General features: G+C 39.8%; 10 protein-coding genes. All 10 read left to right on the plus strand.

Annotation, left to right across the window (positions count from 1 at the left end):
• Positions 1 to 25 precede the first annotated feature (25 nt).
• The 10 genes from lon (at position 26) to HMPREF1151_RS07365 (ending at position 14,133) form a co-directional block, all read left to right on the plus strand.
• Complete coding sequence (gene lon, locus HMPREF1151_RS07320; RefSeq protein WP_005380575.1) at positions 26 to 2,335, plus strand: endopeptidase La; 2,310 nt, start codon at positions 26 to 28, stop codon at positions 2,333 to 2,335.
• Positions 2,335 to 3,033: a ribosome biogenesis GTP-binding protein YihA/YsxC gene (yihA, locus tag HMPREF1151_RS07325; RefSeq protein ID WP_009661550.1), complete on the plus strand. Its 699-nt coding sequence runs from the start codon at positions 2,335 to 2,337 to the stop codon at positions 3,031 to 3,033. Before lon ends, yihA begins: the two co-directional genes overlap by 1 nt.
• Positions 3,030 to 4,001 (plus strand): polyprenyl synthetase family protein, encoded by a 972-nt coding sequence (locus tag HMPREF1151_RS07330; protein WP_005380584.1) that lies wholly within the window; start codon positions 3,030 to 3,032, stop codon positions 3,999 to 4,001. The genes yihA and HMPREF1151_RS07330 overlap by 4 nt, the downstream gene beginning before the upstream one ends.
• A gap of 1 nt (position 4,002) precedes the next feature.
• On the plus strand, positions 4,003 to 4,887 hold the full coding sequence (gene tatC / locus HMPREF1151_RS07335; RefSeq protein WP_009661568.1) for a twin-arginine translocase subunit TatC: 885 nt from the start codon (positions 4,003 to 4,005) through the stop codon (positions 4,885 to 4,887).
• A gap of 22 nt (positions 4,888 to 4,909) precedes the next feature.
• Positions 4,910 to 7,567, plus strand: a complete 2,658-nt coding sequence (locus HMPREF1151_RS07340) for a valine--tRNA ligase (RefSeq protein WP_009661609.1) — start codon at positions 4,910 to 4,912, stop codon at positions 7,565 to 7,567.
• Between the two features lie 9 nt (positions 7,568 to 7,576).
• Positions 7,577 to 8,884: a folylpolyglutamate synthase/dihydrofolate synthase family protein gene (locus tag HMPREF1151_RS07345; RefSeq protein ID WP_009661613.1), complete on the plus strand. Its 1,308-nt coding sequence runs from the start codon at positions 7,577 to 7,579 to the stop codon at positions 8,882 to 8,884.
• A gap of 9 nt (positions 8,885 to 8,893) precedes the next feature.
• A complete protein-coding gene (locus HMPREF1151_RS07350) occupies positions 8,894 to 10,162 on the plus strand; it encodes an O-antigen ligase (protein WP_009661598.1) in 1,269 nt (422 codons plus the stop codon).
• A 370-nt stretch (positions 10,163 to 10,532) separates the two neighbouring features.
• Complete coding sequence (locus tag HMPREF1151_RS07355) at positions 10,533 to 12,035, plus strand: acetyl-CoA hydrolase/transferase family protein (RefSeq protein WP_009661618.1); 1,503 nt, start codon at positions 10,533 to 10,535, stop codon at positions 12,033 to 12,035.
• Between the two features lie 28 nt (positions 12,036 to 12,063).
• The gene (locus HMPREF1151_RS07360) at positions 12,064 to 13,710 is read left to right on the plus strand and encodes a methylmalonyl-CoA mutase (protein WP_005380642.1); all 1,647 of its coding nucleotides are present in this window, start codon (positions 12,064 to 12,066) and stop codon (positions 13,708 to 13,710) included.
• A 27-nt stretch (positions 13,711 to 13,737) separates the two neighbouring features.
• Entirely contained in the window at positions 13,738 to 14,133 is a 396-nt protein-coding gene (locus tag HMPREF1151_RS07365) for a cobalamin B12-binding domain-containing protein (protein ID WP_005380683.1), read from the plus strand.
• Positions 14,134 to 14,190: the final 57 nt, after the last annotated feature.

Genomic DNA, 14,190 nt, shown 5'->3' on the forward strand with positions numbered 1-14,190 from the left:
CATAATATAAATCCTTGGAGGACATATGAATTTACTCGAAGTAGGTATTCCTACCGTTCCCCTTAGAGGGATGGTTGTATATCCGAATATCGTGATTCACCTCGATATCGGTCGAGACAAATCCATCAAAGCGGTAGAAGCCGCAATGAACGAAGATCGCATTATGGCAGTAGTATCCCAAAAGGATGATTCTGTAGATGCACCTACCGTTCATGATTTAGCCCAAATGGGTACACTTGTAAAAATTAAACAAATGTTGCGCTTACCAGGTGGTATTGTTCGTGTTCTCGTTGAAGGTATTACTCGTATTCGTGTTATGAACATTACGAGCATGGATCCTTATTATGTAGGGGACTATGAACGTGTAGCATCCATTTTCGAAGATGATGTAGAACTTGAGGCGTATCGTCGTTTAGTACAGTCTAAATTCAATGAATGGGCTGATGAAGCTAAAACAATCACTGAAGAAGGCGTTACACGCGTTATGGAATTGCGTGACCCTTGTGAACTAGCCGATCAAGTAGCATTTATGCTGCCTGTTAATAATGCAAAACGACAAGAGTTACTAGAAGAATTATCTGTTGCAAGACGATTGAACATGATTGTAGGCATTCTTAATATGGAATTACAAATTTCTGATTTGGAAAATTCCATCAACAATCAAGTTCGTCAAGCTATGGAAAAAACACAAAAAGAATATTTCTTGCGTGAAAAAATTCGCGTCATTCATGATGAATTAGGTGATAAGGGCGATCCTGAGGAAGAAGCAGATGAATTAAGAGAACAATTAAAAGCTCTTAATTTGAGCGAAGAGGTTCACAATCGTATCGATAAAGAAATTTCTCGCTATAGCCGCATGCCACAAATGATGCCTGAAGCGACCATTCTCAGAAATTATCTTGACTGGGTATTGAGCTTACCATGGAACGATGTTACCGATGATCGTCTAGATATCAATGAAGCAAAAGATATTTTAGAGGCTGATCATTATGGCTTAGAAAAGGTTAAGAAACGTATCTTAGAATTCTTGGCAGTTCGCAAATTGACAGGTAAGAATAGCGGTTCCATCCTTTGCTTAGTAGGACCTCCTGGTGTTGGTAAAACATCGTTAGCTTCATCTATTGCTAAAGCGATGAATCGTAAATTCGTACGCGCATCCTTAGGTGGTGTTCGCGATGAAGCTGAAATTCGTGGCCATCGTCGTACATACATTGGCGCATTGCCAGGTCGTATGATTCAGGGCATTAAAAATGCAGGTACACGTAATCCTGTATTCTTGCTTGATGAAATCGATAAATTGGCATCCGATTATAAAGGTGATCCATCTTCTGCATTATTAGAAGTGTTGGATCCGGAACAAAATAGTACATTTAGCGATCATTTTATTGAAATTCCATTTGATTTCTCCGATGTATTCTGGATTACTACGGCGAATGTGGCCTCTAATATTCCAGGCCCATTATTAGACCGTATGGAAATTATTGAGCTTTCAAGCTACATGGAAGATGAAAAATTAGAAATCGCTAAGCGCTATTTAGCACCTAAACAAATCGAAAAGAACGGTTTAAAAGATAATAAAATTAAATTATCTGATGCAGTGTTAAAGAAAATTGTATCCGAATATACTCGTGAAGCTGGCGTTCGTACCTTGGAAAAAACTATCGCTAAAGTATGCCGAAAAATGGCTTACCAAGTAGTAGAACAAGATATTGAAACTCCGAAGGTTTCCGTCAAGAATTTACACGAATACTTAGGCGCACCTATCTTTATCGATCAAGAACGTGAAAAGAAACCTCAAGTGGGCTATGTTAACGGACTTGCTTGGACCTCTGTAGGTGGTGTAGTATTACCTTGTGAAGCGACAACAATGGCAGGGACTGGCAAACTAGCACTAACCGGTAGCCTTGGTAAAGTAATGCAAGAATCCGGTCATGCTGCTATGAGCTATATTCGTCATAATGCAAAATCCTTGAAAATCGATGAAGAATTCTATAAAAAGTTAGACATTCACGTTCATCTTCCAGAAGGGGCAACACCAAAGGATGGTCCTTCAGCAGGGATTACGATGACATTAGCAATGGTATCTGCCTTGACGGGACGTAAGGTGCGCGCTGATCTCGCTATGACTGGTGAAATCACATTGCGTGGCCGCGTATTACCAATTGGCGGTCTTAAAGAGAAATTGTTGGCAGCATTGTTATACGGTGTGAAAGAGGTTTTAATTCCAAAAGGTAATGAAAAGGATATTCCTGAATTACCAGATAGTGTAAAAGAAGGTCTTATCATCACACCTGTTAAGACAATGGATGAAGTTTTAGCAAAGGCACTTGTATAATGCAAAAGAAGAAAAAATCCACAAAACATATGGGGCCAAAACCACAATATACAAGAAAAGAAATTAAGGGGCCTCGCATTATAGCAGCAAAATATAATACATCCTGTGTAAAAGCAGATCAATATCCTGAAGGGGATACGGTAGAAGTAGCCTTTTTAGGACGCTCTAATGTGGGCAAATCCTCATTGATTAATTCCTTATGTAATTATCGTGGCCTTGCTCTTGTGAGTGGACAGCCAGGGAAAACAAAGACGATAAACTATTTTGATATTGAATCAAAAGAGGATATTAGTGAAACTGAAGAACGTCGGTATCACTGGTTCTTAGTGGATTTGCCTGGATATGGTTTTGCAAAGACGAATAAAGATAATCGCAATATGTGGTCATCATTTATATCTGATTATATATTGCATTCTGAACGATTAATGTTATTATGCTTGCTTATCGATGGGCGTCATCCAGAGATGCCTATCGATAAAGTGGCGTTTGATTGGCTCGTTGAGGCCGGTGTGCCTCTCCAAATCGTGGTGACGAAGGTAGATAAGCTCAATGCTAAAGAAAAATCAATAAATTTAGCAAAAGTTAAAGCCATGTATCCAACTGATTCTCCACCGATTATGTATAGCTCACTGAAACATACGGGCCGTGAGTTATTGCAGCAACGAATTAATCAAGTACTAGTAGGGGAGGAAGCATGAGTAATTCAAACCAATTAGAGATGATGGAACGCATCGCTCTTGATTTAGAGGGTGTTGAACGTGCTCTTGCGTCATCCTTTAATACAGGGTCTGAAGATTTTAATACACTGATTAGACCTTTATCCGAGGCCGGCGGTAAACGTTTGCGCGCGCAATTATGCTTGCTTATTGCCAATGCGGGTACATCGGTAGAGGCGGAACGTATTAAGATTGCAGAAGCTGTAGAAATGTTACACCTAGCGACGTTGATTCATGATGATGTCTTAGATCAAGCGGAAATACGTCGCGGTGAAGAGACAATTCATAAGCACAAAGGCAATAAGGTTGCCATTTTAAGTGGTGACTATTTATTTGCTAAGGCATTCCGTATCGTATCCGAAATGCCACATATGGAATATTTAAAGATCTTTTCTCATATCATCACCTGTCTTGTGGAAGGTGAATTTATGCAAATGGAAGATGTGTATCGCATTGACCAAGGCATAGATCGATATATGACAAAGACGCAAAAGAAAACAGCCGACTTTATGGAGGGCTGCATGGAACTAGGGGGTCTGTTAGGTGGCTGGTCTAGTGATGAAATTATGTACCTAAAACGATATGGTCATGCGTTGGGGATGGCGTTCCAGATTACCGATGATATTATGGATTATCGCGAAACCTCAGACACGACAGGCAAACCTGTGGGGAATGATCTTCGAGAGGGCTTGTTAACCTATCCATTGCTTAGTATCGTTAATGAAAGCAATCAGAATCAGTTGTTGCAAGATATTAAGAACCTTAATCATGGCGGTAATGAACAAGAGATTATCGATTATGTTATCGCTCAGGGTGGTATAGATAATACATTACGGGTCGCACAACAATATTGTGATGATGCGTTATCTGCATTACAATCTATACGTGATTTTGATGGCAAAGAGTTTTTAGTATTAGCTGTTCAAAACTTAGCAGATAGAAAGGTATAATATGGAGGCCTTCGAACCTAAAGATTTCGAATATCCCATAAAGAAACCTTCATTTGATAGCGTAGTTCGACAAAAGCGTCGGGAACAAGCACAAAAAGCAGAACAAGAGCAATATGCCGTGGTAAATACTGAACAGGAAGAGGATGCTCCAGAGCCGTTATATACGGAGATGGAACAAAAGATGATGGACGAAGCTGCCAATTTATCGTTGGTAGGTCATCTATCAGAACTTCGTAGACGTATTATAATTATGGTTGTTGCTATTATCATAGGAACGGGCATTGCCTATTATTATGTAGACGTATTATTAGATATTTTATTGGCCCCTGCAGGCAAATTGTATTACATGCGACCTACGGAAGCCTTCTTTACATATATGAAGGTATCCATCGTAGGCGGCATAATTTTGGCATCGCCTATCATACTGCATCAAATATGGCTCTTTGTGAAACCAGCATTGACAGTTCGCGAGAAACATCTATCAAACTGGATTTTACCAGTAGCCTTTTTGTTGTTTGTAACAGGTATTTTCTTTTCCTATATCTTAGTATTGCCTGCTGCGGTTAAGTTCTTTATGGGCTTTGCCACCGATGAATTGCAACCGATGTTTTCCATTGGTCAATATATGGACTTTGTATTGGCCTTTGTACTACCGTTCGGCTTTATATTCGAACTGCCATTGGTCATTATCATTATGGGATATTTTAATTTAATTACATCCCAATTCTTAAAAAAGAAACGCAAAATATTTATTTTGCTTTCCTTTATTATAGGTGCAGTAATTTCACCTACACCGGATATGTTCTCACAAACCATGATTGCATTGCCGATGATATTATTATATGAAACTAGCCTCTTTGTGTTAGCTAAAGTGATGAAACGATAAGTACTTACTTTCAGGAGGAACGATGAAAACCTACGAAAATTTAACCACCTACAATCCTGGTGAAATCGAAAGTAAATGGTATTCCTATTGGGAAAACCAAGGTTACTTTCATGAAGAAGTAGACACTGACAAGGAACCATTTAGCATTGTATTACCACCTCCAAATGTAACAGGTATGTTGCATATGGGGCATGCGCTAGATAATACATTACAAGATATCTTGATTCGTTTTAAACGTATGCAAGGTTACAATGTATTATGGATGCCTGGTACAGACCATGCTGGTATTGCTACACAAATCAAGGTAGAAGAAATGCTCGCTAAAGAAGAGGGCAAATCTCGCTATGATTTAGGTCGTGAAAAATTCGTAGAACGCGTTTGGAAATGGAAGAAAGAATATGGCGATACCATTGTTAAACAAATTCGCAGCTTAGGTGCATCCTGTGACTGGAGCCGTGAACGTTTTACATTGGATGAAGGATACTATTATGCAGTACGTGAAGTATTTGTAAGCCTTTATGAAAAAGGTTTGATCTATCGTGGTGAACGCATCATCAACTGGTGCCCTCGTTGTGCAACAGCGTTGTCTGATGTGGAGGTAGAACACGAAGATGAACACGGTCATTTATGGCATATTAAATACCCTGTAAAAGGTGAAGAAGGTCGTTTTGTTATCGTTGCGACAACACGTCCTGAAACAATGTTCGGCGACGTAGCGGTAGCAGTAAATCCTGAAGACGACCGTTATAAAGATTTAATTGGTAAAACATTAATTTTGCCATTTGTTAATCGTGAAATTCCTGTTATTGCTGATGACTATGTAGATGCAAGCTTTGGTACAGGTTGTGTAAAAATTACACCAGCCCATGACCCTAACGACTTTGAAATGGGTCAACGTCACAACTTAGAATCCATCGTTGTTATGAACAATGATGCGACAATGAACGAAGGTGCTGGTAAATTTAACGGCATGACACGCGAAGAAGCGCGTAAACAAGTGGTAGCTGAGCTTGATGAATTAGGATTGCTAGAAAAAATCGAAGATCATGACCATGCGGTTGGCCATTGTTCCCGTTGTAAAACAATTATTGAACCAATGGTTTCTAAACAATGGTTCGTAGATATGAAACCTCTTGCAGAGCCAGCATTGAAGGTTGTAAAAGATGGTGAAGTTCAATTCGTTCCTGAACGTTTTACTAAAACATATGTAAATTGGCTCGAAAACATCCGCGACTGGACGATTTCTCGTCAATTATGGTGGGGCCATCGTATTCCAGCATGGTATTGTGATGACTGTGGTGAAACGATTGTTAGCCGTGAAGACATTACAGAATGCCCTCATTGTCATGGACATGTAACACAAGATCCAGATGTGCTTGATACATGGTTTAGTTCTGGTTTATGGCCATTTGCTACCATGGGTTGGCCTAAAGATACAGCAGAGCTTAAACAATGGTATCCAACAAGTGTACTCGTAACTGGTTATGATATTATCTTCTTCTGGGTTGCTCGTATGATTTTCATGGCTCTTGAGTTTGAACATGAAATTCCATTCAAACATGTATTTATTCATGGTCTTGTACGTGATAGCCAAGGCCGCAAGATGAGTAAATCCTTAGGCAATGGTATTAATCCATTAGATGTAATCGGCGAATATGGTGCTGATGCATTGCGCTTTACACTTGTAACAGGTAATACACCGGGCAATGATATGCGTTTCTATATGGAACGTGTGGAAGCAAACCGCAACTTTGCAAATAAAATTTGGAATGCTTCTAAATTCGTTCTCATGAATTTGACGAATTATGATGAAAGTTTCGTTCCTACTGAGGCTGATTTAACATTGGCGGACAAATGGATTGTTGAAAAATACAATGAAACCGTAGCAAGTATTACTGCAAATCTTGATAAATTTGAGCTTGGTGAAGCGGCTAGCTCCGTATATGATTTCATTTGGAATACCTATTGCGACTGGTACATTGAACTTGCAAAACCTCGTTTGTATAGCGATGCTAATGAACGCGATCGTCGCACTGTACAATATTTGCTTGTAACAATCTTGCGTCATATGCTTGAATTGTTGCATCCATTTATGCCATTTGTTACAGAACATATTTGGCAACACTTGCCTCATGAAGGTGAAAGCATTGTGATTGCTAAATGGCCAGAAGCATTAGCTTTCACAAATCTTACAGAGGCTGCACGTCAAATGGAAATCATGATGGATGCTATTAAAGGTATTCGTAACATGCGCGCCGAAATGAATGTACCTTTGGGCAAAAAAGCCGAAGTTATCGTAGCACCGACTGATGTGTCTATTGCTGAGGCCGTTGCAGAGCATAGCGATTATTTCGTAACACTTGCATGGGCTGAAAAGGTAACTATTCTAGGTGCTGATGATCCAAAACCTGAAAATGCAACCGTAACTGTTGTAAATGGTATGGAAGTATATCTTCTCTTGAAGGATCTTATCGATGCAGATAAAGAAAAAGAACGTATCGAAAAAGAAAAAGGTCAAATGCAAAAAGAAATTGCACGATTAGAAGGTAAATTGAGCAATCAAGGTTTCCTTGCAAAAGCACCAGAAGCAGTTGTAGCAAAAGAAAAAGAAAAACTAGAAGAATATAAACAAAAACAACAAGCGTTGTTAGAACGTGAAGAATTCTTAAAAACCTTATAGGAGGTTTATATGACATACGAAGAAGCCTTAACGTATTTAGAAGATACTTCATCCTTTGGCATAAAACCGGGGTTAGAGCGTATTCGTGCATTATTGCAAGCGTTGGGGAATCCTGAACGAGATTATAAAATCATTCATGTTACGGGTACAAATGGTAAAGGTTCTGTAACAACCTATATTTCGTATGCTCTATTTACCAGTGGATTACGGGTGGGGCGATTTACATCGCCTCACCTTGAATCTTATACGGAGCGTATAGAAATTAATGATGTTCAAATTAGCAAAGACGCTTTTGGCAATTTGATCGATTGTGTTCGACAAGGCGTAGATAAGATTATTGCTGATGGGGTAGAGCCACCTACGCAATTTGAAATTCTAACGGCCGCAGCATTCCTATTCTTTAAAGAACAAGGTGTAGACTATGCTGTTGTAGAAGCTGGCTTGGGTGGATTACTGGATTCAACGAATGTTGTGACACCAGTGGTTTCCGTTATTACTAATGTTACCCTTGATCATCAAGCGTATTGTGGCAATACGGTTGAAGAGATTGCCAAGCATAAGGCGGGCATTATAAAAGAAGGTGTTCCTGTTGTAACGGCGGCTCAAGAAGGACCATTAAAGGTCATTGAAGAGACAGCTGAAGAAAAACATGCACCATTATATGTGTTTAACAAAAAGTTTGGTATCGATAGCCGTAGTGTAGTGCCTGGTGGGCAATTGATTACGGTCAGTGCTATTGGCGCACCGCCTGCTATGTTATTTACAACGATGGCTGGGATTCATCAATCTGTCAATTTGGCTTGTGCATTACAAGCTGTACGCCTAGTTATGGAACATGATGATGCTATTAGTGAAGAAACAATGCGCGAAGGCTTTGCCCGTGCCACTTGGGCTGGTCGTTTTGAGATTAAAAAAACGTTGGATCGAACATTTATATTTGATGGTGCCCACAATGCAGCCGGCGCAGAATCTTTCGGTATGACTTACCATGAATTATTTGGAGATACGCCAAAAACAATGGTGATGGCTATTTTGTCAGATAAGGATGAAATGGGTATTATTCATGAAGTTGTAAAACCAAAAGATACAGTCATTGCAGTGGCTGCACCAACACCACGTACAGAGGTGCCAGAGAAATTGGTAGAAACCGTTCGGCAATGTGTGAAAGGGGTAGTGGCACAGACAGAAGGTTCTGTGAGCAGTGCTCTTGATTTAGCATTACAATCGACACAAGATGGAGATATCATTGTTGTGTGTGGATCGTTATATATTCTTGGCGAAGCTCGCGGTTGGTTACAGAACCGTATGAGCCACTAGGTAATCGTTATGGAACACTCATTATTTCCAACGGAAACAAAGTTGAAGTTTTATATTGAACGACTCATTTATGGTGTGGCTATTGCCATGCCTCTACAACCGATGGTAGGGGATGTGCTCTTGTGGTTGGCCGTTGGGCTTGCCATTGTCGATTTAATACGAAGTCGTAGTCTTAGCTTTCCTACGGGATGGCTATCGTGGACTGTTATGTTTTTCGTCCTTTGGACGGGCGTATCAGCTGCCCTTTCCGATAATGCGCAATGGGCTTTGACAAGTTGGTTTTATCAGATTGTGGCCGGTGGCGGTATTTATTATTTAGTACGTACCTATATTAGTACGCCAAAACAGTGGCGTTATTTTCTTCAATGTACATTGGGAACGGCGATTCTCGTTTGTTGCATTGGTGCTTATGAATATATTTTTATTCCTAATCATCATATAAAGGAATGGGTTGATGCCATCCAATTTCCAAAATTAATGCGACGCATGTCGTCAACATTGACAAATCCCAATCTGTTGGGCGCTTACTTGTTGATGATTCTAAGCGTTAGTATTAGCTATTTATTGGTTTACTGGAAGGGCTTATCCGATAAAATCTTATCGGAGGAATATAAGAAACAAATCTACATGATGATTCCCATAGCATTAATACTTTTTGTTACCATGCTATTAACATATTCACGTGGCATATGGATCAGTTTTGGTGCCATGATTATTTACTGGGGAATTTTTGTAGAACGTCGTTTATTATTATCCTTGTTAGCAATCCCCATTATTCTATATTTTTATGATGGAGAAATTGCTACTCGTCTTTGGTCTATATTCCAAGGTCATGATACATCGGCTGATTTACGATGGGCCTTGTGGGATAGCACGATGTACATTGTTCGTGAAAATCCTGTGTGGGGGATTGGGTGGAATACATTTTACTTAGTATATCCAGAATATAATTATTATATTCAAGGTCCTAATGTATTGATGTATCACGCTCATAATTTATACCTTAATATGTTGGCTGAAATAGGCATACCAGGACTTATCTCCTTTATAACTGTATTAATAGGTCATGTGGTTACCTCTATACGTCTAAAAGGTGATGTGTTCCGTAAGGCTGCCTCCATCGGTGTCGGTGCTTTAGCAGTTGGTGTTCTTGTGAGCGGTTTGTCCGATTTTGAATTATATAGTCACCAAGTAACGATTACATTCTGGTTATTACTAGGATGGGTAGGTGCTTTTGTGAAAGTTCAACAAAATCAGACTAAAATCAATCATAATTAAAACGCATCGAAAAAAATCGAAATTGTTGTGTTATGTATAATAAGAATTAGAATAAGAGTGAATTGAAGAGAATCTATATATTGTATAGAAATTCTTCGATTCACTCTTTTTTAACTATATATATGAAATTATAAAAATATATCTATAATTCCTGAGAGTTATAACGATGTGAATTTAATTTATCCTAAAAATGGAAAATCCATGACTTTTAGTCATAATGACCCATAAATATGTGACAAAAAATACATTTTATGCATATAAGTTGACAATGCGATTGTAAAAGCATACGATGAAGTTGGTTTAAGGAACGGTTTAGACCAAGAGATTGATCAACTGTCGTTTAACAAGGTGATTTTAAGGAGATGGTACGATGATAGACATCAAAGATCGCATTAAAAATGCGGCCCTCCAAGGCAAAATTGTCACAGCTTATGAAGCAGCTCAAATGATTAACCACAATGATAAAGTTGGTATTTCCGGCTTTACTCCATCTGGTTATGCAAAAGCTGTACCATTGGCTTTGGCTGAACGAATGGAAAAAGAACCATTCAAAATTGATTTATGGACAGGTGCTTCCGTAGGTGATGAAGCCGACGGTGCATTAACACGTGCACATGGTATTAACCGTCGTTTCCCTTATCAAACAAATGGGGATACACGCAAAGCTTTAAATAGCGGCGACATCAAATACATTGATATGCACTTAAGTACAATGGCGCAAAATGTACGCTATGGTTTCTTTGGTGATTTAGACGTAGCTATCGTAGAAGTTTGTCAAATCAATGAAGATGGCTCTTTAGTACCTACAACATCTGTTGGTAACTCTCCAACATTTGTTAGCCAAGCTAAAAAAGTTATCGTAGAAGTAAACGTATCTCAACCATTATCTTTGGTTGGTATGCATGATATCTACGAACCACTTGATCCACCATATCGCAAACCAATTCCATTGGAACATGCTGGTGATCGTATTGGTACTGATGCAATTCCTTGTGACCCAGACAAAATCATTGCAGTAGTTCCTTGTGATGTTCCTGATACTACAAGACCTTTGGCACCTATTGATGATGATGCAAAAGCAATGAGTCAACACCTTATCAAATTCTTTGAACAAGAAATCGGTGAAGGTCGTTTACCTGAAAACTTGCTTCCATTGCAATCTGGCGTAGGTTCTGTAGCAAATGCGGTAATCAGCGGATTGGCTCAAGGCCCATTCAAAGATTTGTCCATTTATACAGAAGTAATCCAAGATGGTATGTTTGACTTAATCGATGCAGGTAAAGTAACTGTATGTTCCGGTACTGCATTAAGTCCTTCTCCAGATGGGTTGAAACGTTTCTACAACAACATCGACGAATATCGTAAAAAGATTATTCTTCGTCCACAAGAAATTTCCAACAACCCTGGTATTGCTCGCCGTATTGGTGTCATTGCCATGAATACCGCTATCGAATTTGATATTTTTGGCAATGTAAACTCTACTCATATTATGGGTAGTAAAATGATGAACGGTATTGGCGGATCTGGTGACTTTGCACGTAGTGCATACCTCACTATTTTCTGTACTAATTCCGTTGCAAAAGGTGGCGACATCAGTTCTATCGTTCCATATGTATCTCATGTGGATCACCCAGAACATGACACTATGATTTTCTGTACAGAACAAGGTGTTGCTGACTGCCGTGGTTTGAGCCCAGTGGAAAGAGCTCGTTTGATCATTGAAAAATGTGCTCACCCAGACTACAAACCAATGTTAACTGAATACCTCGAAAAAGCACTCGCTGCAACTAAGAATGCCCATACACCAATGTTGCTCGACGAAGCTCTTTCTTGGCATAAACGCTTCACAGAAACTGGAAGCATGAAAAAATAACCTGTTTTTTTAGGAGGATGATGAAAACATGGCTTACGAAAACCTTAAAGCCCAAATTGCTGAGTACAATAAACTTTGTGACGAAAAGTGTGTAAAAACTCCAGAACGTCAAAACTTGAAATACAACCGCGTGTATACACCAGTTGATATTGAAGGCTTTGATTATGAACGTGATTTGGGTATGCCTGGTGAATATCCATATACTCGTGGCGTACAACCTACAATGTACCGTGGTCGTTTCTGGACTATGCGTATGTATGCTGGTTTCGCGACAGCTGAAGAATCTAACAAACGTTACCGTTACCTTATCGAATCCGGTGCAACTGGTCTTTCCTGTGCATTCGACTTACCTACACAAATCGGTTATGACTCTGATGACGTTATGGCTGAAGGCGAAGTTGGTAAAGTAGGTGTAGCGATTGACTCCTTGGCAGATATGGAAATCTTGTTCAACGGCATCGACCTTGGCAAAGTATCCACTTCCATGACAATCAACGCTCCAGCATCCGTTTTGTTGGCAATGTATATCGCAGTAGCTGAAAAACAAGGCGTACCTTCCACAGAATTGAAAGGTACAATTCAAAATGATATTTTGAAAGAATACGCAGCTCGTGGTACTTACATTTTCCCTCCAAAACCATCCATGCGTTTGATCACTAATATCTTTGAATATTGCTCTCAATACGTTCCAAAATGGAATACAATTTCCATTTCCGGTTACCATATCCGTGAAGCAGGTTCCACAGCAGCACAAGAAATCGCATTTACAATTGCTGATGGTATCGCATATGTAGAAGCAGCTTTGAAAGCTGGTCTTGATGTTGATACATTCGCTGGTCGTCTTTCCTTCTTCTGGAATGCTCATAACAATGTACTTGAAGAAGTTGCTAAATTCCGCGCATCCCGTCGTTTATGGGCAACTATCATGAAAGAACGTTTTGGTGCTAAAAAACCAAAATCCATGATGCTTCGTGTACATACTCAAACAGCTGGTTCCATGTTGACTGCACAACAAGTTGATAACAACATCGTTCGTGTTGCTCTTCAAACTGCAGCTGCTGTAATGGGCGGTACTCAATCCTTACATACAAACTCCCGTGACGAAGCATTGGCTCTTCCTACAGAAGCATCTGTACAAGTAGCTCTTCGTACACAACAAATCGTGGCTTACGAATCTGGTTTAGCAGACGTAGTTGACCCATTGGGCGGTTCCTACTATGTAGAAGCTATGACTAACGCTATCTATGACGAAGCTATGGCTTACATCAAGAAAATTGATGAAATGGGCGGCGCTGTAGTAGCAATCGAAAAAGGCTACATCCAAAAAGAAATCCAAGAATCCGCTTACAAATGGCAAATGGAAGTTGAATCTGGCTTGCGCACAATCGTTGGCGTAAACAAATTCCAAGTTGAAGAAGAAGCTCCAAAAGACTTGCTTCGCGTAGACGCTTCCGTAGGTGTAAACCAATCTAAGAAAACTCAAGCAGTTCGCGCTAACCGCGATCAAGCAGCAGTTGACAAAGCTTTAGCTGATTTGAAAGCTGGCGCAGCTGACGAAAACGTTAACTTGATGCCATTAATTCTTGCAGCAGTTAAAACATATGCTACTTTGGGTGAAATTTGTAATGTATTGCGCGAAGTATTCGGTGAATACCAAGCTCATTCCACATTATAATATCGGCTAATTTCGGAGGTAATTATCATGGCAGAAAAACGTATTAGAGTAATCGTAGCAAAACCAGGTCTTGATGGTCATGACCGTGGTGCAAAAGTTGTAGCACGCGCACTTCGCGATGCTGGTTTCGAAGTAATCTACACAGGTCTTCGTCAAACTCCAGAACAAATCGTAGAAGCAGCACTTTCTGAAGACGTTAATGTAGTTGCATTATCCCTTCTTTCCGGCGCTCACAACACATTGTTCCCTAAAATTGTTGAACTTTTGAAAGAAAAAGGCATGGGCGATGTATTAGTAATCGGCGGTGGCGTTATTCCTGATGCTGATATCCCTGGCTTGAAAAAAGCTGGCGTAGCAGCTGTATTCACACCTGGTACTCCAACTGGTGATATCGTAGACTTCATCAAGGAAAACGTAAAATAATTAACTGGGCAAGAGAGGGGCTCAACTGGAATGGTTGGCTCCCCTCTATTCCCATAT

The organism is Veillonella sp. ACP1 (assembly GCF_000286635.1).
Lineage (GTDB): Bacteria > Bacillota > Negativicutes > Veillonellales > Veillonellaceae > Veillonella > Veillonella atypica.

Bases quoted from the DNA above. Each gene is read 5' to 3' on its own strand.
- HMPREF1151_RS07350 (WP_009661598.1), top strand. From the start codon at position 8,894: ATGGAACACTCATTATTTCCAACGGAAACAAAGTTGAAGTTTTATATT.
- HMPREF1151_RS07365 (WP_005380683.1), top strand. From the start codon at position 13,738: ATGGCAGAAAAACGTATTAGAGTAATCGTAGCAAAACCAGGTCTTGAT.
- HMPREF1151_RS07340 (WP_009661609.1), top strand. From the start codon at position 4,910: ATGAAAACCTACGAAAATTTAACCACCTACAATCCTGGTGAAATCGAA.
- HMPREF1151_RS07355 (WP_009661618.1), top strand. From the start codon at position 10,533: ATGATAGACATCAAAGATCGCATTAAAAATGCGGCCCTCCAAGGCAAA.
- HMPREF1151_RS07360 (WP_005380642.1), top strand. From the start codon at position 12,064: ATGGCTTACGAAAACCTTAAAGCCCAAATTGCTGAGTACAATAAACTT.
- HMPREF1151_RS07330 (WP_005380584.1), top strand. From the start codon at position 3,030: ATGAGTAATTCAAACCAATTAGAGATGATGGAACGCATCGCTCTTGAT.
- yihA (WP_009661550.1), top strand. From the start codon at position 2,335: ATGCAAAAGAAGAAAAAATCCACAAAACATATGGGGCCAAAACCACAA.
- tatC (WP_009661568.1), top strand. From the start codon at position 4,003: ATGGAGGCCTTCGAACCTAAAGATTTCGAATATCCCATAAAGAAACCT.
- lon (WP_005380575.1), top strand. From the start codon at position 26: ATGAATTTACTCGAAGTAGGTATTCCTACCGTTCCCCTTAGAGGGATG.
- HMPREF1151_RS07345 (WP_009661613.1), top strand. From the start codon at position 7,577: ATGACATACGAAGAAGCCTTAACGTATTTAGAAGATACTTCATCCTTT.